The organism is Frigoribacterium sp. Leaf415, assembly GCF_001424645.1.
Taxonomy (GTDB): domain Bacteria; phylum Actinomycetota; class Actinomycetes; order Actinomycetales; family Microbacteriaceae; genus Frigoribacterium.
Genome location: NZ_LMQR01000001.1, coordinates 1,159,734 through 1,185,106 on the forward strand (window position 1 = coordinate 1,159,734; position 25,373 = coordinate 1,185,106).

Below are 25,373 nucleotides of genomic sequence, written 5' to 3' on the forward strand. Positions count from 1 at the left end.
CTCGATGCACCGCCCGCCGACCCGGAGGACACCACCGACATGAGCGACGTCAGCGAACAACAAGAGGTCCTGATCGTGACGGGCATGTCCGGCGCCGGGCGGTCGACGGTCGGCAACGCCCTCGAAGACCTCGACTGGTACGTGGTCGACAACCTTCCCGCGCAGATGCTGCGACCGTTGCTCGACCTGGCCGAGCGCGCGGGGGACTCGCTCCCCAAGATCGCCGCCGTGGTCGACGTCCGCGGTGGTCGCCTCTTCAGCGAGGCGCAGGAGGCCGTCCGAACCCTGCGGGCGAGCATGCCCAGCAAGGTGCGCGTCCTCTTCCTCGATGCGACCGACGCGGCGTTGGTCCGCCGTTTCGAGCAGGTCAGGCGGCCGCACCCGCTGCAGGGTGACGGCACCTTGCTGGACGGCATCCTGGCCGAGCGTGCGCGCATGGAAGAGCTCCGCGAGACCAGCGACGTGATCATCGACACGTCAGAACTCAACATCCACCAGTTGGCCACGACGATCTCCGAGAAGTTCGCCGAGTCCGACCGTGCCGGGGTGCAGGTGACCGTCCTCAGCTTCGGGTTCAAGTACGGCCTGCCCACCGACGCCGACATGGTGGGCGACGCGCGGTTCCTCCCCAATCCCTTCTGGGTGCCCGCGCTCCGGCAGCAGTCGGGGCTCGACGAGCCGGTCACGACGTACGTCATGCAGCAGGACGGGGCACGAGAGTTCGTCGACGCCTTCGCCGCCTCGCTCGTCCCCGTGTTGTCGGGCTATCAGCGTGAGAACAAGAGACACGCTACGATCGCCATTGGCTGCACCGGGGGCAAACATCGATCGGTCACCCTCGTGGGTGAACTGGCGGCGCGTCTGCGTGGACTCCCCGGCGTGGCCGTCAGCGTGAAACACCGCGACCTCGGCCGAGAATGACCCACCGAGGTCCTTCAGCACGCCCGTGTACCGACGACAAGTCGACCTGACGAAAAGGAACAACCGGAGTGGCCCAGACTGCCGACGTCAAAGAAGAACTCGCCCGCGTCGAGGTGAGCAGGACGACGATCCGGGCCGCCGAGCTCGCCACCGTTCTCCGCTTCGCCGGGGGACTGCACCTGATCTCCGGTCGGATCGCGGTCGAGGCCGAACTCGACTCGGCCCTCATCGCCCGACGGGTCCGCAAAGACCTGGCCGAGCTGTACGGGGCCCGGAGCGACGTCGCCATGACGGCTCCCTCCGGTTCACGACGCACGCCCGGGTTCCTCGTGCGGGTCCACGAGGCCGGCGAGACGCTGGCGCGTCAGACCGGGCTCATGGACGCCCGCCGTCGACCCGTGCGAGGCTTGCCGAACCGACTCACGACCGGCTCGCGTGACGATCTCGCCGCGATCTGGCGCGGCGCCTTCCTCGCCCAGGGTTCACTGACCGACCCCGGTCGATCCGCCTCGCTCGAGGTCGTGTGCCCCGGCAACGAGACCGCCATGGCGCTCGTCGGGGCCGCCGGACGACTGGGCATCGCGGCGAAGGCCCGCGAGGTCCGGGGCGTGCACCGCGTGATCATCCGTGACGGCGAGGCGATCGGCACCATGCTCAAGGTGATGGGTGCCGAGAAGAGCGTGACCGACTGGGAAGAGATGCGCCAGCGCCGGGAGGTGCGCGCGACCGCCAACCGGCTCGTCAACTTCGACGACGCCAACCTGCGACGTTCGGCCCAGGCCGCCGTCGCCGCCTGTGCCCGGGTCGACCGGGCGATGGAACTCCTCGGCGACGACATCCCCGACCACCTCAAGTACGCGGGCGAGCTGCGACTGGCCCACCGTGACGCCAGCTTGGACGAACTCGGCCACCACGCCGACCCTCCGATGACCAAGGACGCCGTGGCGGGACGCATCCGCCGCCTGCTCGCCATGGCCGACAAGAAAGCCAGCGACCTGGGCTTGCCGGGTACGGACGCGAATCTCCCGAACGACCTCGACCTCGACTGAGGGCCGGCTGAGGGGGGTCCCGTGACGTCACGGGACGACGAATTCCGGAGGGCTGCTGCTACTGTCGTAAGCGGTGTCCGACCCGAGGTCATCGAGAGTTCGGGCGTCGCCACGGGCCTGGTCGCCCACACCCTCCACGCGTCCCCACGACGCCTGATCATCAGGAGTTTCATTGACCGTCAAGATCGGCATCAACGGCTTCGGTCGCATCGGCCGTAACTACTTCCGCGCGGCGCTCGCCAAGGGAACCGACATCGAGATCGTCGCCGTCAACGACCTGACCGACAACGCCGCCCTCGCGCACCTCCTCAAGTTCGACTCGATCACGGGTCGTCTCGACGCCACCGTCGAGCTCGACGGCGACTCGATCGTCGTCGACGGCAAGCCGATCAAGGTGCTCGCCGAGCGCGACCCCGCCAACCTGCCCTGGGGCGAGCTGGGCGTCGACATCGTCGTCGAGTCGACCGGTTTCTTCACGAAGGCCGAAGACGCACGCAAGCACATCACCGCGGGTGCGAAGAAGGTCCTCATCTCGGCTCCCGCCACCGGTGACGACGCGACCATCGTGCTGGGCGTGAACGAGGGCATCTACGACCCCGCCAACCACCACATCATCTCGAACGCGTCGTGCACGACGAACAGCCTCGCGCCCCTGATGAAGGTGTTCCTCGACAACTTCGGCGTCGAGCGCGGTCTCATGACGACGGTCCACGCGTACACGGCCGACCAGAACCTGCAGGACGGCCCGCACAAGGACCCCCGCCGTGCCCGTGCCGCCGCGCTCAACATCGTCCCGACGTCGACCGGTGCCGCCAAGGCCATCGGCCTCGTGATCCCCGAACTCGCCGGCAAGCTCGACGGCTACGCCCTGCGCGTCCCCGTCCCCACCGGCTCGATCACCGACGTGACCCTCGAGACCAGCACCCCGGTGACGGTCGAGCAGATCAACGCCGCGTACAAGGCCGCCGCCGAGGGCGAACTCAAGGGCATCCTCGCCTACTCCGAAGACCCGCTGGTGTCCACCGACATCACGACCGACCCCCACTCGTCGATCTACGACTCGGGGCTCACCAAGGTCATCGGCAACCTCGTCAAGATCACCTCGTGGTACGACAACGAGTGGGGCTACTCGAACCGCCTCGTCGACCTGACGAAGTACGTGGCCGACCGCCTCTAGTCCGACCCCGGTGCCCCGGCCCTCGCGGGCCGGGGCATCGTCCTCCAACCCCGAAACGAACCCATGAGCCTGCGAACCCTCGATTCCCTCGGTCCCTTGTCGGGCAAGCGCGTCATCGTCCGATGCGACCTCAACGTCCCCCTGAAGGACGGCGAGATCACCGACGACGGACGCATCCGTGCTTCCCTCGAGACCCTCGACCTGCTGATCAACCAGGGGGCCAGGGTCGTCGTCATCTCGCACCTCGGTCGCCCCGACGGCGAGGCGAAGGCCGAGTACAGCCTGCGACCTGTCGCCCAACGACTCAGCGAACTCCTCGGCAAGAGCGTCGGCTTCGCAGCGAGCACCGTCGGCGACGAGACCACCGCAGCGGTCGGCGGTCTGACCGACGGCCAGATCATCGTGCTCGAGAACCTCCGCTACAACGCTGCCGAGACGTCGAAGGACGAGTCGGAGCGTCAGGACTTCGCCCGTCGCCTGGCCGAACTCGGCGACGTGTTCGTCTCCGACGGCTTCGGCGTCGTGCACCGCAAGCAGGCGAGCGTGTACGAGCTCCCCGCGCTCCTCCCGAGCGCAGCCGGCACGCTGATCTCCCGCGAGCTCGAGGTCCTCGACAAGCTGACCGAGAACCCCACACGGCCCTACACCGTGGTCCTCGGCGGTTCGAAGGTGTCCGACAAGCTCGGCGTCATCGAGCACCTGCTCCCGCGGGTCGACAACCTGCTCATCGGTGGCGGCATGCTCTTCACGTTCCTCGCCGCCCAGGGGCTCCCCGTCGGCAAGAGCCTGCTCGAGAAGGACCAGCTCGACCGGGTCCGCGGCTACGTCGACGAAGCCGCGCGTCGGGGCGTCAACCTCGTCCTCCCCGTCGACGTGGTGGTCGCTTCGTCGTTCAGCGCCGATGCCGACCACACCGTGGTCGCCTCGGACGGCATCGAGTCCTCTCCGCTCGGTGCGGACGCCCTCGGGTTGGACATCGGTCCCGAGACGGCGGCACGCTTCGCGGAGACCGTCCAGACGTCTTCCACGGTCTTCTGGAACGGACCCATGGGAGTCTTCGAGTTCCCGGCCTTCGCACACGGCACCAAGGCGGTCGCCGAGGCTCTCACCCATGTCTCGGGTCTCGGTGTCGTCGGCGGTGGCGACTCGGCCGCGGCCGTTCGTGCCCTGGGCTTCACGGACGACCAGTTCGGCCACATCTCCACCGGTGGTGGAGCCAGCCTCGAGTTCCTCGAGGGCAAACGACTCCCCGGACTGGAGGTCCTCGGATGGTGACCACACGCACCCCCCTCATCGCCGGCAACTGGAAGATGAACCTCGATCACCTGCAGGCGATCGCGTTCGTCCAGAAACTCGCCTGGTCCCTCAAGGACGCCAAGCACGACTTCGATTCGGTCGAGACCGCGGTGTTCCCGCCGTTCACCGACCTCCGCAGCGTGCAGACCCTGCTCGACGCCGACAAGCTCGAACTGGCTCTCGGGGCCCAGGACCTCTCCGCCCACGATTCCGGCGCCTACACGGGCGAGGTCTCAGGGCAGTTCCTCGCCAAGCTCGACGTCCGCTACGTCCTGGTCGGGCACTCGGAGCGCCGGACGCTCCACGCCGAGGACGACGACGTCGTGGCGACGAAGGTCGCCGCTGCTCATCGGTCCGGCCTCGTGCCCGTGATCTGCGTCGGAGAGACGGCGGACGACCTCGAGCAGCACGGACCGAGCGCGGTGCCGGTGGCCCAGCTCCGTGCGGCGCTCGCCCAGGTGCCCGCGTCCGCCGAGATCGTCGTGGCCTACGAGCCCGTCTGGGCGATCGGGTCCGGGCAGGCCGCCACGGCCGAGCAGGCCGAGCAGGTCTGCGCCGCGCTGCGGGTGGCCCTGGTCGACATCGTCGGTTCGGATGCCGCCGCCGCGACCCGCGTCCTCTACGGCGGATCGGTCAAGTCCACCAACATCGCGTCCTTCATGCGTGAGCCGAACGTCGACGGAGCCCTCGTCGGTGGGGCGAGCCTCGACGTGTCCGAGTTCGCCAGCATCGTCCGCTTCCAGGCGCACGTCGGCGTCTGAGCCGATCGGGGCGCCGCTCGTCGGTGCCCTTCCGGCTCGTGCTGCCGGGGCGACGGTTTCTCGCGGTTATACTGGTCAGCGGTCTCACCGCATCGAAAGGTCCTACGTGGAAATTCTCCAGGTCATCCTGCAGGTGTTGCTCGGCATCACGAGCCTCCTGCTGACCCTCCTCATCCTGCTCCACCGCGGTCGCGGCGGCGGTCTGTCCGACATGTTCGGCGGTGGTGTCACGAGCAACCTCGGGGCGTCCGGCGTCGCCGAGCGCAACCTGAACCGCATCACGGTCTTCCTGGGTCTCGTCTGGATCACCTGCATCGTGGTCCTGGGCCTCATCACCAAGTTCGCGGCGGTCAGCTGATGGCCTCGGGCGGTAGTGCAATCCGCGGTTCGCGCGTCGGCGCGGGCCCCATGGGTGAACAAGATCGAGGCTTCCACGCCGAGCGGATCACCATCTCGTACTGGGACGCCCTCGGCAACGAGGTCGTGCGTCACTTCGCGGCCAACGTGCCCGACGAAGAGATCCCCGAGACCGTCGACTCGCCCTCGAGCGGGCTGCCTGCAGGTCGCGACAAGGCGAACCCACCGACGGTCGCCAAGCTCGAGCCCTACAAGACTCACCTCGCCTACGTGAAAGAGCGACGGACCGAAGAAGAAGCCGAGCAATTGCTCGAAGAGGCTCTCCAGCAGTTGCGCGTCCGACGCGGCAAGGCCTGACCAGGCCGAGCGCACCTCCTGGTGTCTCGACGCCGACGATGACGAAGGGCCCCGTAGCAGTCAGCTACGGGGCCCTTCGTCGTACCACGGACGCTCGGCCCGGACCGGGACTCAGTACGTGGAGGCGATCAAGTTCTCGGGGACCTCGGCCGCGGCGTCCTGGTCCACGAAGAAGACGGTGCGCTTGCGCCCCTTGACCCCGGCCACCGGCACCTGGTCCGCCCCGGCACCCGCGAGGGCGAGCCCCAGCGACGAGGCCTTCTCGGCTCCGGCGAGGATCATCCAGACGCGCTGCGAGTTGTTGATCACCGGCAGGCTCAGCGTCAGGCGCACCGGCGGCGGCTTGGGGGAGTCGTCAATCGTGAGCACGGTCGGCTCGAGCTGACGGATCTGCGGCTTGTCGGGGAACAGAGAGGCCACGTGGCCGTCGGGACCGACACCGAGAAGGGTGATGTCGAAGCGCGGGGCCTCGTCGTCGGCCTGCGCGTGCCGGCGGAGCTCGTCGCGGTAGGCGACGGCCGCTGCCTCGACGTCGGCGTAGTCACCGACAGCACCGAAACGGTGGACGTTCTCGGGCAGCAACCCGATGTGGTCGAGCAGATCGATGCCGGCCTGTGTGTCGTTGCGGTCGGAGTCTCCGGCGGCAACCCACCGTTCGTCGGCCCACCAGATCGAGACCTTGGACCAGTCGACGCTGTCGCGGGCCGGCGACGCGTTGATGGCCGCCAGCACGAGCGTGCTCACCGACCCGCCGCTCACGACGACCGACGCGTAGTTCTGCTCTTCGAGCACGTCGATGATCTTGGTGATGAAGCGGGCGGCCACGGACGCACCCAGCGATTCTTTGTCGGGGTGGACCAGCACCCGGCGTTCGTTCGTCACGGTTCTCTATCTGCTCTAGTTGCTCTGGACGGGTTCGCTCAGTTGGCCGACCCCGTGTCTCACGACGTTCCCGAACAGGTCGTCGGGGTCGAGTCTACGGAGTTCCTCGGCCAGGCAGTCGCGCAGCGAGCGGCGTGGCAGCGCGAGATCGTGCGTGGGCTGGCCTGGTTGGGTCAGTGTCGCGACGTCGTCGACGGAACGTTCGAGGACGATGGACCCGGAGGCGCGGACGAGTTGGACCCCGTGGATGCCGCTCGAGCCGGTCGCCCGGGTCGTCAACTCGCCGTCGACGGGAACCTGGAGCTGCAGACGCAGCCAGGCGGCCAGGAGCAGCGTCGAGGGGGAGTCGGGCGCACCGGAGACACCGACCTCGGTGACCGACTCGTAGGGCGGCTGGTCGAGCACCGCGGCGAGCTGTGCCCGCCACAGGGTGAGCCGGGTCCAGGCGAAGTCGGTGTCACCGGGAGCGTAGCTGCGGGCGAGGTCGATGATCGACTGGCGCGGGTTCGACTGACTGGCGGCGTCGGTGATGCGCCGTTGCGCGATGCGCCCCAGCGGAGACTCCGAGACGACGGCGGGAGCGGTCTTGGGCCACCACGCCACGACGGGAGCGTCGGGAAGGAGGAGCCCGGTGACGAGCCCCTCTTCGTCGCTCGCGGTCTCACCGTAGGCCCGGAGCAGGATGACCTCGCTGGCACCGGCGTCGCCCCCCACGCGGATCTGAGCGTCGAGCCGTCCCTCGCCGTCGTCGACGCCGGTCGACGTGGACACGACGATGACCCTCATGGGGTGTTCGCGGGAGGCGTCGTTCGCGGCCTCGATGGCTTCTTCCTCGTCACCGAGACGGGTGGAGATGATCAGGGTGAGGACACGGCCCAACGCGACCGCGCCTCCTTCTTCCCTGATCTTGACCAGCGTCTTCAGGACGCGGCTGATGGTGCTGTCGGGCAGGTCGACGATCACGGACGCCTCCAGGTGCGGCCGTCACGGGCCATGAGTTCATCGGCCGAGGCGGGGCCCCACGTGCCGGGTCGGTACTGTTCGGGCTGGCCTCGGGTGGCCCAGAACTCCTCGATCGGGTCGAGGATCTTCCACGAGAGCTCGACCTCCTCGTGCCTGGGGAACAAGGGGGGATCGCCGAGGAGGACGTCGAGGATCAGACGTTCGTAGGCTTCCGGGCTCGCCTCGGTGAAGGCGTGACCGTAGCCGAAGTCCATGGTGACGTCGCGGACCTGCGTGCCGATGCCGGGCACCTTGGACCCGAACCGGAGGGTCACTCCCTCGTCGGGCTGGACCCGGATCACGAGAGCGTTCTGGCCCAGGGACGTCTGGGTGCCGAAGATGTTCTCGGGCACCTGCTTGAAGACGACGGCGATCTCGGTCACGCGACGCCCGAGACGCTTGCCGGCACGGAGGTAGAAGGGCACGCCCGCCCAGCGTCGGGTGGCGATCTCGAGCTTGATGGCGGCGAAGGTCTCCGTCGTGCTCTCGGGGTCCATGCCCTCTTCGTCGAGGAAGCCGAGGACCTTCTCTCCGCCCTGCCACCCCCCGGCGTACTGGCCCCGCGCGGTGCCCGTGGCGAGGTCGGCGGGCAGGCGGACGGCCGACAGGATCTTCTCCTTCTCGGCCCGGAGGTCGCGGGCGGCGAACGTGACCGGCTCTTCCATCGCCGTCAGGGCGAGCAGTTGGAGGAGGTGGTTCTGGATGACGTCGCGGGCGGCACCGATGCCGTCGTAATAGCCGGCCCGGCCGCCGACGCCGATGTCCTCGGCCATGGTGATCTGGACGTGGTCCACGTAGTTGGAGTTCCAGAGGGGTTCGTACATCTGGTTGGCGAACCGCAGCGTGAGCAGGTTCTGCACCGTCTCTTTGCCGAGGTAGTGGTCGATGCGGAACACGCTGTCGGGCTCGAACACCGTCTCGACGACGGCGTTGAGCTCGCGCGCCGTCTTGAGGTCGCTGCCGAAGGGCTTCTCGATGACGACGCGTCGCCACGCACCGTCCTTCTCCTCGGCCAGCCCTGAGTTGCGAAGCTGCTCGGTGACCATCGGGAAGGCCTTGGGCGGGATCGAGAGGTAGAACGCGTGGTTCCCCATCGTGCCGCGCTCGCGATCGAGCTCCTCGATGGTGTCCTTGAGCCGAGCGAACGCGTCGGCGTCGTCGAAGACCCCCTGGACGAAACGGAAACCCTCTTTGAGCTGGCGCCAGACGTCTTCGTCGAACGGCGTGCGGGCGTGGTCCTTGACGGCTTGGTAGACGACCTGCTCGAAGTCCTGGCCCTCGAACTCACGTCGCGCGAAACCGACGAGTGCGAAGCCGGGTGGCAACAGGCCACGGTTGGCGAGGTCGTAGACGGCGGGCATGAGCTTCTTGCGGGAGAGGTCACCCGTCACGCCGAAGATGATCAGGCCGCTCGGGCCGGCGATGCGGTTGAGACGTCGGTCGGAGGGCAACCTCAGCGGGTTGGACTCCGGCGTGATCGGCACCGGTGACATGGGGTTCCGTTCTGTGGTTCGAGGGGTGATCCGGTCGAGGACGGGCGAGACCTGCGGCGACCACCCGGGGGCAAGACGAAAGGGCCGGCGCCCGTGAGGACGCCGGCCCTTTCGGCTCAGCGGAGTGCGGCGGTGATGACCGGCAGCGCGGCGGCCACGTCGGTCACCGTCAGCGTGAGCACGGGACGACCGTGCTCGGCCAGGACCTTCGCGTCACCGGCGGCCTGTGCCTGCACGAGCTGCCCGAACGTGAACGGGCTGTCCGGGATCTCGAGGTCCGTCTCGGGCACCTGCGTGATCTGCAGGAAGACACCGTTGGCGGGGCCGCCCTTGTGGTACTGGCCCGTCGAGTGCAAGAAGCGCGGCCCCCACCCGAAGGTGACCGGACGTTGCGTGCGCGCCGCGAGCAGGTCGCGGATCTCTTCGAGCTGCGGGTTCGCCACGCGGTCCACGTACGCCTGGATCGAGAGGTAACCGTCGTCGCTCAGGTGCGAGAGCAGCGCGGCCACGGCCGACTCGAGCGTGTCACCCAACTCGACGCCTCCGACCTCGCGGACCTCGACGCCCTCGGCCGTGAAGGCCGGGGGAGTGGGCTCGGGACGGTCGTCGAGCAGCGCACGCGTCGCGATCTTGGCCGACTCGACGTCGGGCTGGTCGAACGGGTTGATGTCGAGCAGACGCCCGGCCACAGCGACGGCGTACTCCCAGACCATGATCTGGCCGCCGAGCGAACCCGAGATCTCGACCTCGCCGGGAGCGACCTCACGGGTCTCGTCGGCGTTCGCCACGAGACGGACGACCTGCACGTCGTGCAGACCCGCCGTGATCTCGGGGGCGGAGGTGCCGATCACCACGGGGAGCAGGCCGCGACCCTGCTTGCCGGTCGACTCGGCGATGAGCTGTTCGGCCCAGTCCGGGAATCCGACGATGTGGGTGCCGTCACCGACGATCGCGATCTTGTCACGCAGCGGGGAGGTCCCGGCCAGCACGGCGCCCAACACGAGGCCGGGGTTGTCGGCACGGTCCTGAGCCAACTCGACCGTGACGGCGTCGGCCTCGGCGAGCAGCTCGCGGATGTCGGCACCGGCGAGGCCGGACGGCACGAGGCCGAACGCCGAGAGGGCCGAGTAGCGCCCGCCGATGTTGGGGTCGGCGTTGAAGACGCGGTAACCGGCCTCACGAGCCTGGCCGTCGAGGGGCGAACCCGGGTCGGTGACCACGACGATGCGCTCGACGGGGTCGATGCCGGCGTCGGTGAACGCCTTCTCGAACGTCTTGCGCTGGCTGGCCGTCTCGACGGTCGAGCCCGACTTCGACGACACGACGAGCACGGTGCGCTCGAGACGGTCGGCGAGAGCAGTGAGGACCTGGCCGGGCTCCGTGGCGTCGAGCACGGTGAGCTCGACGCCGTAGGTGCGCGTGATGACCTCGGGCGCGAGCGACGAACCGCCCATGCCCGCGAGCACGACATGGTCGACGCCCTTGGCGGCGAGTTCGTCGCGCAACGAGTCGATCTCGTCGAGCAGCGGGGTCGAGACCACGACGGCCTCGGTCCAGCCGAGCCGCTTGGCCGACTCGTCCTCGGCGTCAGGTCCCCACAGGGTGGGGTTCTGAGCCGTGATTCCCGAGGCGACGAGGTCACTCACGAGCTGCGGGACGACCGTCTCGACCGCCTGTGCCGCGTCTCCGCTGGCAGCGATGGTGATGGTCACTTGGACTCCCCGGCGGGCTTGGCTGCCTCGAGGGCCGCCGTGACCGTGTCGAGCAGCTCGTTCCACGACACGATGAACTTCTCGACGCCCTCTTTCTCGAGGGTCTCGGTCACGTCGTCGTACGAGACGCCCTGCGCGGCGATGGCGTCCATGGTCTCGTTGGCCGAGGCGTAGGAGGCGCTGATCGTGTCGCCACGGATCTCACCGTGGTCGAAGGTCGCCTCGAGCGTCTTCTCGGGCATCGTGTTGACGACGTCCTGGGCGACGAGCTCGACCACGTAGGTGGTGTCGAGGACCGCGGGGTCCTTGACGCCGGTCGAGGCCCAGAGGGGGCGCTGCTTGTTGGCACCGGCAGCGAGGAGGCCCTTGGCCCGCTCGGTGTCGAAGGCCTGCTGGTAGACCTCGTAGGCGAGCTGGGCGTTGGCCACGCCGGCCTTGCCCTTGAGGGCCTTGGCCTCGTCCGTTCCGACGGCGTCGAGGCGCTTGTCGATCTCGGTGTCGACGCGCGACACGAAGAACGAGGCGACCGAGTGGATCTCGGTGATGTCGATGCCGGCGGCCTTGGCCTGCTCGAGACCCGTGAGGTACGCGTTGATGACGGCGCGGTAGCGCTCGAGGCTGAAGATCAACGTCACGTTGACGCTGATGCCCTGGGCGATGACGGCGGTGATGGCCTCGAGACCCTCGACGGTCGCCGGGATCTTGATGAGGGCGTTGGGGCGACCGACCTTGGCGGCCAGCTTGACCGCCTGGTCGATGGTGCCCTGGGCGTCGTGTGCCAGGCCCGGCTCGACCTCGATCGAGACGCGGCCGTCGAAGCCGTCGGTCGTGTCGTAGACCTCGCGGAAGATGTCGCAGGCACGGGTGACGTCGTCGGTCGTGATCTCGAAGACGGCGTCGGTGACGCTGACACCGGTCTTGGCGAGCAGGGCGACCTGGTCGTCGTAGGCCTCGCCCTTGGCCAGAGCCGAGGCGAAGATCGTGGGGTTGGTGGTGACGCCGACGACGTTGCGCTCGGCGATCAGCTTCTGCAGGCCGCCCGCGTTGATGCGCTCGCGCGACAGGTCGTCGAGCCAGATGCTCACGCCGGCGGCGGAGAGCTGTGCGGTGTTCGAATCAGTCATGTTCTTCTTCTTCCTTTGTCGACGCTCAGAGAGCGGCGATCGAGTCCTTGGCGGCGGCGACGGCGGCTTCGGTCGTCATGCCGAACTGCTTGAACAGCGTCTTGTAGTCGGCCGAGGCACCGAAGTGCTCGATCGACACGCTGCGACCGGCGTCGCCGACGATGCCGCGCCACGGCATGGCCACGCCGGCCTCGATCGAGACGCGGGCCTTGACGGCGGCCGGGAGGACGGCCTCTTTGTACTCGTCGCTCTGCTCGTCGAACCATTCGATGCTCGGAGCCGAGACGACGCGGGCGTTGATGCCCTCGCCGCGCAGGACCTCACGGGCCTCGACGGCGATCTGCACCTCGGAGCCGGTGGCGACGAAGATCACGTCGGGCGTTCCGCCCGGCGCCTCGGCCAGGACGTAGGCGCCCTTCGCGACGTTCTTCGCCGACGCGAAGGTGTCGCCCTCGGCGTCACCGGTACCGCGCTCGAAGACGGGCAGGTTCTGACGGCTGAGCGCGATGCCGGCGGGGCCGTGGTGGCGCTCGAGGATGGTCGCCCAGGCCCAGGCCGTCTCGTTCGCGTCGGCAGGACGCACGACGTCGAGGTCGGGGATCGCCCGCAGGGAGGCGAGCTGCTCGATCGGCTGGTGGGTCGGGCCGTCCTCGCCGAGGGCCACGGAGTCGTGGGTCCAGACGTAGATCGCAGGCGACTTCATCAGTGCCGCGAGACGGACCGCGGGGCGCATGTAGTCGCTGAAGATCAGGAAGGTGCCACCGAACGGGCGCGTGTTGCCGTGCAGCGTGATGCCGTTGAGGATGGCGCCCATCGCGTGCTCGCGGATGCCGAAGTGCAGCACGCGACCGTAGGGGTCGCCGCTCCACTCGTCGGTCGACCACTCGGTCGGCACGAACGACTTCGAGCCCGTGATCGTCGTGAGGTTCGACTCGGCCAGGTCGGCCGAGCCGCCCCAGAGCTCGGGCACGACACCGGCGAGGGCGTTGATGACCTTGCCCGACGCGGCGCGGGTGGAGACGTCCTTGCCGGCCTCGAAGACGGGGAGTGCTTCTTCGATGCCCTCGGGCAGCTCGTTCGCGAGGATGCGGTCGAGCATGACCTTCTTGTCGGGGTTGGCCGACGCCCAGGCGGCGAGCTTCTCGTCCCACTCGGCGTGCTGGGCCTGGCCGCGCTCGACGGCCTTGCGGGTGTGCTCGAGGACGGCGGGGTCGACGTCGAACGACTTCTCGGGGTCGAAGCCGAGGACCGACTTCAGACCGGCGACCTCGTCGGCTCCGAGGGCCGAACCGTGGATCTTGCCGGAGTTCTGCTTCTTGGGCGAGGGCCAGCCGATGATCGTCTTGAGGATGATCAGCGAGGGCTTGTCGGTGACGGCCTTGGCCTTCTCGATGGCGTCGTGCAGTTCGGCGACGTCCTCGACGTACTCGCCGGTCTTCTTCCAGTCGACGACCTGGACGTCCCAGTCGTAGGACTCGAAGCGCTTGTGGACGTCCTCGGTGAAGGCGATGTTGGTGTCGTCCTCGATCGAGATCTGGTTCGAGTCGTAGATGGCGACGAGGTTGCCGAGCTTCTGGTGGCCGGCCAGCGACGCGGCCTCGCTCGTGACGCCCTCTTGCATGTCGCCGTCACCGGCGATGACGTAGACGAAGTGGTCGAACGGGCTCGTGCCGGGCGCGGCGTCGGGGTCGAAGAGGCCACGCTCGAAGCGGGCGGCGTAGGCGAAGCCCACCGAGCTGGCGAAGCCCTGGCCCAGCGGGCCGGTCGTGATCTCGATGCCGTCGGTGTGGCCGTACTCGGGGTGGCCGGGGGTCTTGGAGCCCCAGGTGCGCAGGGCCTCGAGGTCGTCGAGCTCGAGACCGTAGCCACCCAGGTAGAACTGGATGTACTGCGTCAGCGAGCTGTGGCCGACGGACAGGATGAACCGGTCGCGACCGATCCAGGTGCTGTCGCTCGGGTCACGACGCATGACCTTCTGGAAGAGCAGGTAGGCGGCGGGCGCCAGGCTCATCGCGGTGCCCGGGTGGCCGTTGCCGACCTTCTCGACCGCGTCGGCCGCGAGGACGCGGACCGTGTCTACTGCTTTGTTGTCAATGGATTCCCATTGCAGATCTGCCACTGGAAGTTGACCCTTCTTGATGCGAACTGCGCGGGGTCGATTCGCTCCCGCGCTGACGTGCGCCTGCCGAGACGTCGTCGGCTGGGTCGCACACACGCTGGGGGCGGGGATCGGGACGGTTCGTCCGGTGACTCGGGACCGAGAGGGCGTGCGACTGGCAAGCACCTGCAAGTATAGGGACGAACCCCCTCCGCCCGTCCGCATCCGGCCGAGGGTTCGCCGTCAGCGTCGACGTTCATCGCCTAGACTCCTTGGGCAAACCGTTCGTCTCGTTAGAGGACTCATGACCGCAGCCGTTGACATCCGCCCCGACACGTCACCCCGGGGCTTCCGTCGCAAGGCTCGGGCGTACGTCGCCCTCACGAAGCCCCGCGTGATGGAGCTCCTGCTCGTCACCACGGCGCCGACGATGTTCCTGGCCCAGGGCGGCATCCCCAACCTGTGGCTCGTGGCGGCGACGCTGATCGGCGGCGCCCTGAGCGCCGGCTCGGCCTCGGCCTTCAACTGCTACATCGATCGCGACATCGACCGCATCATGAAGCGCACGCAGGGTCGGCCGCTCGTCACGGGAGACGTCAGCGACCGCGAGGCGCTCGTCTTCTCGTACGTGGTCGGCGTCGCGTCGATCGTCTGGCTCGCCCTCACGGTGAACCTGCTCTCGGCGGCACTCTCGCTCGGCGCCATCCTGTTCTACGTCGTCGTCTACACGCTCTGGCTCAAACGCCGCACCCCGCAGAACATCGTGTGGGGCGGCATCGCCGGGTGCATGCCCGTGCTCATCGGCTGGGCCGCCGTCACGAACGACCTCTCGTGGTCGGCCGTCATCCTCTTCATGGTGATCTTCCTCTGGACGCCGCCGCACTACTGGCCGTTGTCGATGAAGTACCGCGACGACTACGCCGCGGCCGACGTCCCGATGCTCGCCGTGGTGCGCGGCCGGTCCATCGTCGGCCTGCAGGTCATCCTCTACGCCTGGGCCACCGTGGTCTGTTCCCTGATCCTCGTGCCCGTCGCCGGCATGGGCACGCTCTACACGGTCGTGGCCCTGGCCAGCGGCGCCTGGTTCGTGTGGGAGTCACACCGGCTCTACAGCCGTGCCATCCAGCAGGTCGCCGAGGTCCGGCCGATGCGTGTCTTCCACAGCTCGATCACGTACCTCACGTTGCTGTTCGTCGCCGTAGGCGTCGACCCCCTCCTCCCGTTCTAGCCCGGTGAGCACGTTCGACTGGACGGTCCGTCCGGCGAGCCCGGACGACGTCGGACCACTGACCGATCTGAAGCTCGTCGTCCTGAGGCCCGAGTTCGAGCGTCTCGGCATCTGGAACCCGCCCCGCCACCGTGCTCGCTTCGTGCGCGAGTTCGTCGCCGACGAGACGCGCGTCGTCGAGGGCGACCAGCGCCTCCTCGGCTGCATCGCCCTGCACCCGGACGGCGACACGACCTGGCTCCGTCACTTCTACCTGGCCGAGGAGGCGCGAGGTCGCGGCATCGGGACCGCCCTGCTCACCGAGGCGATCGGCTCGGTCACCACGGGGTCGATCACCCTCGACGTGCTCACCGGCAGTCGTGCCGTGTCGCTCTACGAGCGCACGGGATTCGTCGTCGTCGACCAGGACGACGTCGACACCGTCATGCGTCGCGAGTAGACCCCACGGTCGCGTCCGTCAGGCGCGGACGGCGGCCGCCTCGACGATCGGCTCGACCTCGTCCGGTGCCTGGTCGTTGCGCAGGGAGAGCATGACGGCGGTCGTCGCGGCGACGAGCAGCGCGGCCAGCACCATGTGACTGCCGACCAGCAGGGGCGGCAGTCCGGTGCGCGCCTGGGTGATGCCGACCGCGATCTGCACGAGCTCGACACCGAGCAGGGCCAAGGGGAATCGTCGGGGGAGGCCTGCCCTGATCGTCCAGACGACGACGGCCAGGGTGAGGGCGAGGGTGGCATAGGCCGGCCAGCTGTGGACGTGGTCCATGATCGCCGGGTCGAGACCGTTGCGGGGCGTGGCCGCGTCACCGGCGTGCGGGCCGGAGCCGGTCGTGAGGACGCCGACGACCACCGTGACGCCGACGACGGCCGCCGCCACGTGGACGAGCCGCGCGTAGCCCCGCGGCGTCGCCGCGTGGTGCCCCCGGGGCCCGCGGTACACCCGCCAGAGCAACGTGGTGGTCAGCGCGACAAGGACGATCGAGACGACGAAGTGGGCTCCGACGATGTAGGGGTTCAAGCCCGTGAGGACGGTGATGCCCCCGAGCACGGCCTGGAAGGGGATGCTCAGGCCCTGGACGAGGGTGAGCCAGAAGAAGTCGCGGCGGACCGTGCGCATCCGCAGCACGAAGAGGAAGGCGAGGATGACCACCAGGGTGAGCACGAAGGTGAGCAGGCGGTTGCCGAACTCGATCACGCCGTGGATGCCCATCTCGGGCGTGCTGACGAACGAGTCGGCCGTGCACCGGGGCCAGGTGGGGCAGCCGAGGCCCGATCCCGTGAGCCGCACCGCGCCTCCCGTGCCGATCAACAGCACCTGACAGACGAACGACGCCCAGGCGATGAAACGGACCCGGCGGTCGACGGTCGTGGGGAGCCACGACCAGGCTCGGGTCAGGACTCCGGTGGCGCCCACCTGTGCGTTGCTCACGACTTGCTGCCTTTCGTCACTTTCGGCGGTCGGCCCTGTAGAATCAACGGGTTCAGGAACACGACCCGGCAGGGTGTCGACGGAGACATCCGAAGACCGTGAGATCCGCAGAAGCGGTGCACGGCCTTCACCACCAGTCTAAGCAACGTCACCTGACGACTCGATCACGTCGAGCGTCGTCCGGCGGAGCGGCGACAGCCGGTGTGTTCGACTCGCAGGGCGAGCAACCGGGCCGCTCCACCCCCGGGGAATGCCGTTCGGCCGACCCGTGTTCGGTCCGGCAGAGAAAGAGGTAGTCATGTCAGACGTGTTGATCGATCGACCCGAGCTCGCGAGCCTGGGGCAGTACGAGTTCGGCTGGTCCGACTCCGACACCGCGGGCGCCTCGGCGCGCCGAGGGGTGTCACCCGAGGTCGTCACCGACATCTCGAACCTGAAGAGCGAACCCGAGTGGATGCTCAAGAACCGGTTGAAGGGCCTGACGCTGTTCGAGCGCAAGCCCATGCCGACGTGGGGCGCCGACCTGTCGGGCATCGACTTCGACAACATCAAGTACTTCGTGCGCTCGACCGAGAAGCAGGCGACCACCTGGGACGAGCTGCCGGACGACATCAAGAACACCTACGAGAAGCTCGGCATCCCCGAGGCCGAGCGCAACCGCCTCGTGGCGGGCGTCGCCGCCCAGTACGAGTCCGAGGTGGTCTACCACCAGATCCGCGAGGACCTCGAGCAGCAGGGTGTCATCTTCATGGACACCGACACGGCGCTGCGCGAGCACCCCGAGCTCTTCCAGGAGTACTTCGGCACCGTCATCCCCGCCGGCGACAACAAGTTCGCCGCGTTGAACACGGCCGTCTGGTCGGGCGGATCGTTCGTGTACGTCCCCAAGGGCGTCCACGTCGAGATCCCGCTGCAGGCCTACTTCCGCATCAACACCGAGAACATGGGTCAGTTCGAGCGGACGCTGATCATCGCCGACGAGGGCAGCTACGTCCACTACATCGAGGGCTGCACGGCCCCGATCTACAAGTCCGACTCCCTGCACTCGGCCGTGGTCGAGATCATCGTGAAGAAGAACGCCCGCGTGCGCTACACGACGATCCAGAACTGGTCCAACAACGTGTACAACCTGGTCACCAAGCGGGCGATCGCCCACGAGGGCGCGACCATGGAGTGGATCGACGGCAACATCGGCTCGAAGGTGACGATGAAGTACCCGTCGATCTACCTGGTCGGCGAGCACGCCAAGGGCGAGACCCTGTCCGTCGCCTTCGCGGGCCCCGGTCAGCACCAGGACGCCGGCGCGAAGATGATCCACATGGCGCCCTACACGACGTCCTCGATCGTCTCGAAGTCGATCGCCCGAGGCGGCGGTCGCGCGGGTTACCGCGGCGAGGTGCGTGTCGACGAAGCGGCCCACCACGCGGCCAACACGGTCCGCTGTGACGCCCTGCTGGTCGACACGATCTCTCGTTCCGACACCTACCCCGCCATCGACATCCGGGTCGACGACGTCCAACTGGGCCACGAGGCCACCGTGTCGCGGGTCAGCGAAGAGCAGCTCTTCTACCTCATGTCGCGCGGCATGGCCGAAGACGAAGCGATGGCCATGATCGTCCGTGGCTTCATCGAGCCCATCGCCCGCGAACTCCCGATGGAGTACGCGCTCGAACTCAACAAGCTCATCGAGATGAGCATGGAAGGATCAGTCGGCTAGATGTCCGCCGCAGCACCCACCACCACACCAGAGTCCACCACCACGCCGGGCGTCCAGCACGGCGCCGGTGCCCACAGCGACGGCGGCTGGGGCCTCGTGCCCGTGCAGACGCGTTCCGAGCGGTTCACCTCGGTCGACCCCGCGGCGTTCCCCGACGTGACCGGTCGCGAGGTGGACTGGAAGCTCAGCCCGGTGTCGCGCCTCCGTCCGTTGATCGACGGTGACCTCGACGGCTCGCCCTACGCGTACCTGGCTCGAGAGACGCCCGGCGCCACGGTCGAATGGATCGATCGCAGCGACTCTCGGGTCGGCACGGCCGGAACGCCCGAAGACAAGGCCGCGGCGAACGCGTGGTCGAGTGCCGAGAAGGTGCTGGCCGTGACGCTCGAGGGCGACGAGCCGTCGGCGATCACCATCGGACGCTCGGGACTCGATCGCGAGCCACGGGCCGGTCACACCCTGATCCACGCCAAGGCGAACAGCCAGGCCATGGTCGTCCTCCGCAACACCGGGTCGGCGCAGCTGGTCGAGAACGTCGAGATCGTCGTCGACGAGGGCGCGCACCTCACCGTCGTCACCCTGCAGGAGTGGGACGACGACGCCGTGCACCTCGCGAGCCACCACGCGCGCATCGGTCGCGACGCCCAGCTCAAGCACTTCGTCGTCAGCCTCGGCGGCTCGGTCGTCCGGGTCAACCCGTCGGCCCACCTGGCCGAGCAGGGTGCCGACGCCGAGCTCTACGGCGTCTACTTCGCCGACGCCGGCCAGCACCTCGAGCAGCAGGTCTACGTCAACCACGACGCCCCCAAGACGCGGAGCCGCGTCAACTACAAGGGTGCCCTCCAGGGTGCCGGCGCCCGGACCGTCTGGATCGGTGACGTTCTCATCGGGCGGACGGCACCGGGAACCGACAGCTACGAGCAGAACCGCAACCTGGTGCTGAGCGAGGGCACGCGTGCCGACTCGATCCCGAACCTCGAGATCGAGACCGGCGACATCGAGGGCGCGGGTCACGCCAGCGCGACCGGTCGCTTCGACGACGAGCACCTCTTCTACCTCCAGTCGCGCGGCATCTCCGAGCACGAGGCACGTCGCCTCGTCGTGCTCGGCTTCCTCGTCGAGGTCATCCAGAAGATCGGTGACGCCGACCTGCAGGCCCGGCTGGTGGATGCCATCGAGGTCGAACTGGCCGCAGGCGAGGCGACGTCGACCGAGACGGTCGCCTGATGGCGACGAAGGTCTGCGGCGTCGACGACGTCAGCCCCTCCCAAGCGCACCGCGTCGTCGTCGACGGTGTGGCGATCGCCGTCGTGAAAGACAGTGCCGGCACGATCCACGCGATCGGCGACACCTGCACCCACGGCGACATCTCGCTCTCCGAGGGCTTCGTCGAGGACGACACCCTCGAGTGCTGGGCCCACGGCTCGAAGTTCGAGCTCACCACCGGCAAGCCGCTCACGCTGCCCGCCTACGAACCCGTACCGGTCTTCTCGGTCTCCGTCATCGACGGCGAGGTGTACGTCGACACCACCTCGACCTCCACCGGCGCCGCACAGTAAAGGAACAGAACGCATGTCCACTCTCGAGATCCGCGACCTCAAGGTCAGCATCGACACCGACGCCGGCCCCAAGCCCATCCTCAAGGGCGTCGACCTCACCATCAACGAGGGCGAGATCCACGCCGTCATGGGCCCCAACGGCTCGGGCAAGTCGACTCTCGCCTACACGATCGCCGGCCACCCCCGCTACAACGTCGACGGGGGCTCCATCCTGCTCGACGGTCGCGAGGTGCTCGAGATGAGCGTCGACGAGCGCGCCAAGGCGGGGCTCTTCCTCGCCATGCAGTACCCCGTCGAGATCCCCGGCGTCACGGTCTCGAACTTCCTCCGCACGGCCAAGACCGCCCTCGACGGCGAGGCTCCGGCCATCCGCGGCTGGATCAAGGACCTCCGCGAGTCGATGAACGCCCTCAAGATGGACTCGGCCTTCGCCGAGCGCAACGTCAACGAAGGCTTCTCGGGTGGCGAGAAGAAGCGACACGAGATCATGCAGCTCGAGCTCCTCAAGCCGAAGTTCGCCGTCCTCGACGAGACCGACTCCGGTCTCGACGTCGACGCACTGAAGATCGTGTCCGAGGGCGTCAACCGTGCCAAGGCCAACACCGGGCTCGGCCTGTTGCTCATCACGCACTACACGCGCATCCTGCGCTACATCAAGCCCGACTTCGTCCACGTGTTCGTCGACGGCCACGTCGCCGACGAGGGTGGGCCCGAGCTGGCCGACCGCCTCGAGAACGAGGGCTACGACCGGTACGTCACGGCCGCCGCCGCCGAGGCCGCTGCGACCCAGGCGGTCTGACCGTGGCCGTCGCACTCAGCCCCGAGAAGTTCGATCAGACCATCGAGGCGCTGAAAGAGGTCGTCGACCCCGAGCTGGGCGTCAACATCGTCGATCTGGGGCTCATCTACGACCTCGCGATGGACGAAGAGCACGAGAACGCGCTCATCATCAGCATGACGCTGACGAGCGCGGGTTGCCCGTTGACGGACGTCATCGAGGGGGACACCGCCAACGCCCTCGACGGCGTCGTCGACGCCTTCCGCATCAACTGGGTGTGGATGCCGCCGTGGGGTCCCGATCGCATCACGGACGACGGTCGCGACATGATGCGCGCCATCGGGTTCTCCATCTGAACCCTCCCGTCGACACGACGACGAAGCCCCGCCCCTCCGAGAGGGGCGGGGCTTCGTCGTGCGTCCTCGACGATCACGCCGGGGAGCAGGAGGCGCTAGTCACCGATGCGCATCAGCGCACGCCAGGCGAGGGGCAGGGCCCCCGCCGCGATCAGCCACTTGGCGATGCCGCCGACGATGAACGGGTACAGCCCGGCCGCGAGGACGCTCGGCAGGTCGTTCGGCAGACCCAGCGATCCGAGCACGACCGCCAGATAGGGAAGGCCCACGGCGAAGGGGATGAGGCTCGCCAGGAAGAAGGCGGCCGCCGAGCGCCACCACTTCTTGTCCCAGTCCCGCTCGGACAGCCAGCCGATGACGGCAGCCGCCACGACGAATCCGATCACGAAGCCGAAGCTCGGCTTGAGGACGCTGAGGGGGCCGCCCGAGAACTCGGCGAAGATCGGCAACCCGGCGACACCCAGCACCAGGTAGGTGGCCAAGGAGAGCGCGCCGCGACGGGCGCCGAGGGAGGCGCCGACGAGCATCACGCCGAGCGTCTGTCCCGTGACGGGCACCGGCCAGAGCGGCACCTGCACCTGCGCGAGGGCCGAGACGACGGCGACCCCACCGAGGACGAGGGCCACGTCGGTGGCGGCGCCCCGGGCCACCAGACGGTCGGCGAGGACCGGCCGTGAGGTCGATGCGGCAGTGTTCGTCATGGGGACTCCTAGAATGGGTAGGTTGATCGGCCGAGCGGCTGGTCGGCAGCGCAGTGCTGCGACCCTCTCCACACGACGTCCCCATCCTATGGGCGGCCCCCTTCCGGGCCCCGTTGTGGACTCCTCACCAATCGATTGGACATCTGCTGTGCTCTCCGTGCACGATCTCGAGATCCGCGTCGGCGCGCGCCTCCTCATGGCCGACGTCTCGTTCCGGGTCGACCGGGGCGACAAGATCGGCCTCGTCGGCCGCAACGGCGCCGGCAAGACGACCATGACCAAGACGCTGGCCGGCGAGACCCTCCCGACGGGCGGCAAGATCGAGCGCTCCGGCGAGATCGGCTACCTCCCGCAGGACCCCCGCAGCGGCAACCCCGAAGACCTGGCCCGGACGCGCATCCTCGACGCCCGGGGTCTCGGCCAGCTGCTGCTCGGCATCCAGGAAGCCACCCTCGCCATGGGCGACCCCGATCCCGACGTCGCCGCCCGCGCCATGAAGCGCTATGGCGATCTCGACGACCAGTTCAACGCCCTCGGGGGGTACGCGGCCGAGGCCGAGGCCGCGTCCATCGCGAGCAACCTCAGCCTGCCGGACCGCATCCTCGACCAGCCCTTGTCGACGTTGTCGGGTGGTCAGCGCCGACGCATCGAGTTGGCCCGCATCCTGTTCTCGGCCGCCGACACGATGATCCTCGACGAGCCCACGAACCACCTCGACGCCGACTCGGTCGTCTGGCTCCGCGAGTACCTGAAGACCTACCAGGGCGGCGTCATCGTCATCAGCCACGACATCGAACTCGTCGAGGAGGTCGTCAACCGCGTCTTCTACCTCGACGCCAACCGACAGGCCATCGACGTCTACAACATGGGGTGGCGCAACTACCAGCGGCAGCGTGCTGCCGACGAGGAGCGCCGCAAGAAAGAGCGCTCCAACGCCGAGAAGCAGGCCTCGGCCCTGCAGAAGCAGGCGGCCCGCTTCGGCGCGAAGGCGTCGAAGGCCGCAGCGGCCCACCAGATGGTGGCACGAGCCGAGAAGCTCCTCTCGGGCCTCGACGAGGTCCGCGCGGTCGACCGCGTGGCCAAGCTGCGCTTCCCGACGCCGGTGGCGTGCGGCAAGACGCCCCTCATGGCCTCGAACCTGTCGAAGAGCTACGGGTCGCTCGAGATCTTCACCGCCGTCGACCTCGCCATCGACCGTGGCTCGAAGGTCGTCATCCTGGGCCTGAACGGTGCCGGCAAGACGACCCTGTTGCGCATCCTCGCCGGGGTCGACGCTCCCGACACGGGGCAGCTCGAGCCGGGTCACGGGCTGCGGGTCGGCTACTACGCCCAAGAGCACGAGACCATCGACGTCAAGCGCAGCGTGCTCGAGAACATGGTGTCGTCCTCACCGAACATCACCGAGATGGAGGCGCGGCGAGTGTTGGGCTCGTTCCTCTTCACCGGCGACGACTCGGCCAAGCCGGCCGGTGTGCTGTCCGGCGGCGAGAAGACACGGCTGGCTCTGGCGATGATCGTCGTCTCGGGGGCGAACGTCCTGCTGCTCGACGAGCCCACCAACAACCTCGACCCCGCGAGCCGCCTCGAGATCCTCGACGCGCTGAGCAACTACGAGGGCGCCGTCGTCCTGGTGAGCCACGACGAGGGTGCCGTCGAGGCGTTGAATCCCGAGCGCGTGCTGATCATGCCCGAGGGCACCGAGGACCACTGGACCCCGGACTACTCCGACCTGATCAACTTGGCGTGATCACCCCAGCGTGACCCGGTCCGGCGCCACGGCCACCGACGCCGTGGTCAGCGCCGCGCGCCGTCGAGGATCTCGTCCTCGACGTCGTTGTCGTGGCGAGGCCGGGCGTCGCGACGACGCTGGCGTTCGGCCTCACGCTCGACGAGTTCGTCGTCGTCGGCGTTCTGGTTGCGGTACTCCTGTCGGAAGACGTAGAACAGGAAACCGAAGGCTCCGACCGCGAACATGAGCCACTGGACGAAGTACGACAGGTTCAGTCCGGTGTCGATCTCGGGCTTCGAGGACGGCACGGGTGCCGTGGCCGGCGCGGGGCTCTCGCTGACGACGAGACCGTAGGCGCTCGAGTAGACGGGCTGCCCGACGCGGGACTCGACCTCGCTGAGTTGGATGGTCGCGATCTGGTTCGTGCCGGGAACGCCCGTCCGGTCGCCGAGGGCCGGTTCTCCCGGTTTCAGGCGTGCGACCACCGTGACGTCGCCCGAGGGAGGCGCGGGCACGACGTCGGGGGAGTCCTGGGCGTTGCCGGTCGGCACCCAGCCACGGTCGACGACGAAGATCTGGCCCTGCGTGGTGCGGAACGGCACGAGGACCTCGAAGCCGGGCTGCCCGTTGAGCGGGCGGTTGCGCACCAGCAACTCGTCGTCGGTGAGGTAGCGCCCGGTCATCTCGACCGGCTGCCACTCTTGGGCGGCGTCGTAGGAAGACAGTTCGGGCAACGCCTGCTGCAGGGGGATCGGATCGGCGTCGTAGGTCTGCTCGAGCTGGTGCACGACCGCGAGCTTCGCGTCGTGCCGCGACCACTGCCAGTGGGCGAGGAACACGCAGATGATCGCGAAGACGACGGCGACGGCGAGGTAGGCCAGCCATCTGCGCGAGAGGGCGAAGCGGATGTTCGTCACCGCGCCTCCGTTCCGACCTGTTCGACGACCTCTGACACCCCCGTCACGACGACCGGGAAGTCACGTGCCTCGAGGAACTCGCGCAAGAAGTCGACGTGCTCGTCGCATGCCGACCACACCTTGACCCGGTCGATGCCGTGGATCTTGGGGTTGCGCCAGTGGACATTATGCCGTGCCTCGGCTCGACAGGAGGCGCGAGAGCACTGCACGCCGACGGGATCGAGGCCCAGCATCAGGCGCTCCGCCGATCGTGATCCGCCTCGCCGGGCGCGTCGTCGGACGAGGCGGCGGGTCCGGCAGGACCTGCGTCGCCGTCGACCACGGTCGGCCGGAACGGCGCCTGAGGCTCGCGGTAGAGCTCGATGCCGCCCGGGCTCTCGACCGCGTCGCCCGCCTCGTGGCCCACGTTCGCGAAGACGACGGCGATGTAGGGGATGACGACGGCACCGATGACGGGCAACAGGGTCCACCAGCCGAGGGGGAAGACGAAGCAGAGGGCGATGCAGACCAACCTGATGCCCATCGCCACCAGGTACTTGACCATGCGGGAGTGCCGGTCGTCGGTGGGGGAGGGCGGAAGGGACGTGATCGTGTTCGAGGCCTTCACGGGGCACACCTCGATGTCGGGAAGAGGGCGGACGCACCACGGACGGGTGCCGGACGGATCTCGGGGGCGAGACGTCCGGGGGAGCGCCTCGATCCTAAGACCCGGGTCCGACAGTAGGCTGGTCGG

Annotated in this window: 26 protein-coding genes; 15 read left to right on the forward strand and 11 right to left on the reverse strand. The window is 68.4% G+C overall.

What is annotated here, in order from left to right:
- Window positions 1–39: 39 nt before the first annotated feature.
- The 7 genes from rapZ to ASG28_RS05330 all read left to right on the forward strand — a co-directional run bounded on the left by rapZ (window position 40) and on the right by ASG28_RS05330 (window position 5,918).
- Entirely contained in the window at window positions 40–921 is an 882-nt protein-coding gene (rapZ, locus tag ASG28_RS05300) for an RNase adapter RapZ (RefSeq protein WP_055972789.1), read from the forward strand.
- A gap of 68 nt (window positions 922–989) precedes the next feature.
- Window positions 990–1,970, forward strand: a complete 981-nt coding sequence (gene whiA / locus ASG28_RS05305; protein WP_055972792.1) for a DNA-binding protein WhiA — start codon at window positions 990–992, stop codon at window positions 1,968–1,970.
- Window positions 1,971–2,142: 172 nt separating this feature from the next.
- Window positions 2,143–3,147, forward strand: coding sequence for a type I glyceraldehyde-3-phosphate dehydrogenase (gene gap / locus ASG28_RS05310; RefSeq protein ID WP_043595015.1), 1,005 nt, complete (start codon window positions 2,143–2,145; stop codon window positions 3,145–3,147).
- Window positions 3,148–3,210: 63 nt separating this feature from the next.
- On the forward strand, window positions 3,211–4,422 hold the full coding sequence (locus ASG28_RS05315; RefSeq protein WP_055972795.1) for a phosphoglycerate kinase: 1,212 nt from the start codon (window positions 3,211–3,213) through the stop codon (window positions 4,420–4,422).
- Window positions 4,416–5,204 carry a triose-phosphate isomerase gene (gene tpiA / locus ASG28_RS05320; RefSeq protein ID WP_055972798.1) on the forward strand — a complete coding sequence of 263 codons (789 nt, stop codon included), beginning with the start codon at window positions 4,416–4,418 and terminating at the stop codon, window positions 5,202–5,204. Before ASG28_RS05315 ends, tpiA begins: the two co-directional genes overlap by 7 nt.
- A gap of 106 nt (window positions 5,205–5,310) precedes the next feature.
- On the forward strand, window positions 5,311–5,562 hold the full coding sequence (secG, locus tag ASG28_RS05325; protein ID WP_043595012.1) for a preprotein translocase subunit SecG: 252 nt from the start codon (window positions 5,311–5,313) through the stop codon (window positions 5,560–5,562).
- Entirely contained in the window at window positions 5,562–5,918 is a 357-nt protein-coding gene (locus ASG28_RS05330) for an RNA polymerase-binding protein RbpA (protein WP_043595011.1), read from the forward strand. Before secG ends, ASG28_RS05330 begins: the two co-directional genes overlap by 1 nt.
- 111 nt (window positions 5,919–6,029) lie before the next feature.
- Here ASG28_RS05330 and pgl read toward each other — a convergent pair whose 3' ends face one another.
- From pgl to tkt, 6 genes are all read right to left on the reverse strand, one after another.
- Window positions 6,030–6,800 carry a 6-phosphogluconolactonase gene (pgl, locus tag ASG28_RS05335; protein ID WP_055972801.1) on the reverse strand — a complete coding sequence of 257 codons (771 nt, stop codon included), beginning with the start codon at window positions 6,798–6,800 and terminating at the stop codon, window positions 6,030–6,032.
- Window positions 6,801–6,815: 15 nt separating this feature from the next.
- Window positions 6,816–7,763, reverse strand: a complete 948-nt coding sequence (locus ASG28_RS05340) for a glucose-6-phosphate dehydrogenase assembly protein OpcA (protein WP_055972804.1) — start codon at window positions 7,761–7,763, stop codon at window positions 6,816–6,818.
- Window positions 7,760–9,295, reverse strand: coding sequence for a glucose-6-phosphate dehydrogenase (zwf, locus tag ASG28_RS05345; protein ID WP_055972807.1), 1,536 nt, complete (start codon window positions 9,293–9,295; stop codon window positions 7,760–7,762). The genes ASG28_RS05340 and zwf overlap by 4 nt, the downstream gene beginning before the upstream one ends.
- A 116-nt stretch (window positions 9,296–9,411) precedes the next feature.
- Complete coding sequence (locus ASG28_RS05350) at window positions 9,412–11,007, reverse strand: glucose-6-phosphate isomerase (protein ID WP_055972810.1); 1,596 nt, start codon at window positions 11,005–11,007, stop codon at window positions 9,412–9,414.
- Window positions 11,004–12,131, reverse strand: coding sequence for a transaldolase (gene tal, locus ASG28_RS05355; protein ID WP_054146094.1), 1,128 nt, complete (start codon window positions 12,129–12,131; stop codon window positions 11,004–11,006). Before tal ends, ASG28_RS05350 begins: the two co-directional genes overlap by 4 nt.
- Window positions 12,132–12,156: 25 nt before the next feature.
- Entirely contained in the window at window positions 12,157–14,250 is a 2,094-nt protein-coding gene (gene tkt / locus ASG28_RS05360) for a transketolase (protein WP_054146095.1), read from the reverse strand.
- 283 nt (window positions 14,251–14,533) lie between these two features.
- Between tkt and ASG28_RS05365 the strand changes: the two genes are divergently transcribed.
- Window positions 14,534–15,457: a heme o synthase gene (locus ASG28_RS05365; RefSeq protein WP_055972812.1), complete on the forward strand. Its 924-nt coding sequence runs from the start codon at window positions 14,534–14,536 to the stop codon at window positions 15,455–15,457.
- A 4-nt stretch (window positions 15,458–15,461) separates the two neighbouring features.
- Window positions 15,462–15,896, forward strand: coding sequence for a GNAT family N-acetyltransferase (locus tag ASG28_RS05370; RefSeq protein WP_055972816.1), 435 nt, complete (start codon window positions 15,462–15,464; stop codon window positions 15,894–15,896).
- A gap of 18 nt (window positions 15,897–15,914) precedes the next feature.
- Here ASG28_RS05370 and ASG28_RS05375 read toward each other — a convergent pair whose 3' ends face one another.
- Window positions 15,915–16,883: a COX15/CtaA family protein gene (locus tag ASG28_RS05375; protein WP_235477570.1), complete on the reverse strand. Its 969-nt coding sequence runs from the start codon at window positions 16,881–16,883 to the stop codon at window positions 15,915–15,917.
- Window positions 16,884–17,181: 298 nt separating this feature from the next.
- Between ASG28_RS05375 and sufB the strand changes: the two genes are divergently transcribed.
- The 5 genes from sufB to ASG28_RS05400 are packed head-to-tail and all read left to right on the forward strand — an operon-like array spanning window position 17,182 to window position 21,293.
- The gene (gene sufB / locus ASG28_RS05380; protein WP_055972817.1) at window positions 17,182–18,600 is read left to right on the forward strand and encodes a Fe-S cluster assembly protein SufB; all 1,419 of its coding nucleotides are present in this window, start codon (window positions 17,182–17,184) and stop codon (window positions 18,598–18,600) included.
- Window positions 18,601–19,827: a Fe-S cluster assembly protein SufD gene (gene sufD / locus ASG28_RS05385; protein WP_055972821.1), complete on the forward strand. Its 1,227-nt coding sequence runs from the start codon at window positions 18,601–18,603 to the stop codon at window positions 19,825–19,827. It begins immediately after the preceding gene.
- A complete protein-coding gene (locus ASG28_RS05390; protein WP_082059966.1) occupies window positions 19,827–20,159 on the forward strand; it encodes a non-heme iron oxygenase ferredoxin subunit in 333 nt (110 codons plus the stop codon). Before sufD ends, ASG28_RS05390 begins: the two co-directional genes overlap by 1 nt.
- A gap of 13 nt (window positions 20,160–20,172) precedes the next feature.
- Window positions 20,173–20,958 (forward strand): Fe-S cluster assembly ATPase SufC, encoded by a 786-nt coding sequence (gene sufC / locus ASG28_RS05395; protein WP_055972824.1) that lies wholly within the window; start codon window positions 20,173–20,175, stop codon window positions 20,956–20,958.
- 2 nt (window positions 20,959–20,960) lie between these two features.
- Window positions 20,961–21,293, forward strand: coding sequence for a metal-sulfur cluster assembly factor (locus tag ASG28_RS05400; protein ID WP_043594998.1), 333 nt, complete (start codon window positions 20,961–20,963; stop codon window positions 21,291–21,293).
- A gap of 95 nt (window positions 21,294–21,388) precedes the next feature.
- On the opposite strand, the gene ASG28_RS05405 is transcribed toward ASG28_RS05400, so the two are convergent.
- Entirely contained in the window at window positions 21,389–21,994 is a 606-nt protein-coding gene (locus ASG28_RS05405) for a biotin transporter BioY (protein WP_055972828.1), read from the reverse strand.
- Between the two features lie 148 nt (window positions 21,995–22,142).
- Between ASG28_RS05405 and ASG28_RS05410 the strand changes: the two genes are divergently transcribed.
- On the forward strand, window positions 22,143–23,741 hold the full coding sequence (locus tag ASG28_RS05410) for an ABC-F family ATP-binding cassette domain-containing protein (protein WP_043594996.1): 1,599 nt from the start codon (window positions 22,143–22,145) through the stop codon (window positions 23,739–23,741).
- Window positions 23,742–23,788: 47 nt separating this feature from the next.
- On the opposite strand, the gene ASG28_RS05415 is transcribed toward ASG28_RS05410, so the two are convergent.
- From ASG28_RS05415 to ASG28_RS16890, 3 genes are read right to left on the reverse strand one after another with little or no spacing between them, the layout of a single operon-like run.
- Window positions 23,789–24,640 (reverse strand): SURF1 family cytochrome oxidase biogenesis protein, encoded by an 852-nt coding sequence (locus ASG28_RS05415; RefSeq protein ID WP_055972830.1) that lies wholly within the window; start codon window positions 24,638–24,640, stop codon window positions 23,789–23,791.
- Window positions 24,637–24,873: a hypothetical protein gene (locus tag ASG28_RS05420; RefSeq protein WP_043594994.1), complete on the reverse strand. Its 237-nt coding sequence runs from the start codon at window positions 24,871–24,873 to the stop codon at window positions 24,637–24,639. Before ASG28_RS05420 ends, ASG28_RS05415 begins: the two co-directional genes overlap by 4 nt.
- Complete coding sequence (locus ASG28_RS16890) at window positions 24,873–25,247, reverse strand: DUF3099 domain-containing protein (protein ID WP_052505244.1); 375 nt, start codon at window positions 25,245–25,247, stop codon at window positions 24,873–24,875. Before ASG28_RS16890 ends, ASG28_RS05420 begins: the two co-directional genes overlap by 1 nt.
- Window positions 25,248–25,373 lie beyond the last annotated feature (126 nt).

Bases quoted from the DNA above. Each gene is read 5' to 3' on its own strand.
- tpiA (WP_055972798.1), top strand. From the start codon at position 4,416: ATGGTGACCACACGCACCCCCCTCATCGCCGGCAACTGGAAGATGAAC.
- ASG28_RS05365 (WP_055972812.1), top strand. From the start codon at position 14,534: ATGACCGCAGCCGTTGACATCCGCCCCGACACGTCACCCCGGGGCTTC.
- rapZ (WP_055972789.1), top strand. From the start codon at position 40: ATGAGCGACGTCAGCGAACAACAAGAGGTCCTGATCGTGACGGGCATG.
- ASG28_RS05315 (WP_055972795.1), top strand. From the start codon at position 3,211: ATGAGCCTGCGAACCCTCGATTCCCTCGGTCCCTTGTCGGGCAAGCGC.
- sufB (WP_055972817.1), top strand. From the start codon at position 17,182: ATGTCAGACGTGTTGATCGATCGACCCGAGCTCGCGAGCCTGGGGCAG.
- sufC (WP_055972824.1), top strand. From the start codon at position 20,173: ATGTCCACTCTCGAGATCCGCGACCTCAAGGTCAGCATCGACACCGAC.
- ASG28_RS05390 (WP_082059966.1), top strand. From the start codon at position 19,827: ATGGCGACGAAGGTCTGCGGCGTCGACGACGTCAGCCCCTCCCAAGCG.
- ASG28_RS05330 (WP_043595011.1), top strand. From the start codon at position 5,562: ATGGCCTCGGGCGGTAGTGCAATCCGCGGTTCGCGCGTCGGCGCGGGC.
- ASG28_RS05405 (WP_055972828.1), bottom strand. From the start codon at position 21,994: ATGACGAACACTGCCGCATCGACCTCACGGCCGGTCCTCGCCGACCGT.
- sufD (WP_055972821.1), top strand. From the start codon at position 18,601: ATGTCCGCCGCAGCACCCACCACCACACCAGAGTCCACCACCACGCCG.
- ASG28_RS05420 (WP_043594994.1), bottom strand. From the start codon at position 24,873: ATGCTGGGCCTCGATCCCGTCGGCGTGCAGTGCTCTCGCGCCTCCTGT.
- tal (WP_054146094.1), bottom strand. From the start codon at position 12,131: ATGACTGATTCGAACACCGCACAGCTCTCCGCCGCCGGCGTGAGCATC.
- zwf (WP_055972807.1), bottom strand. From the start codon at position 9,295: ATGTCACCGGTGCCGATCACGCCGGAGTCCAACCCGCTGAGGTTGCCC.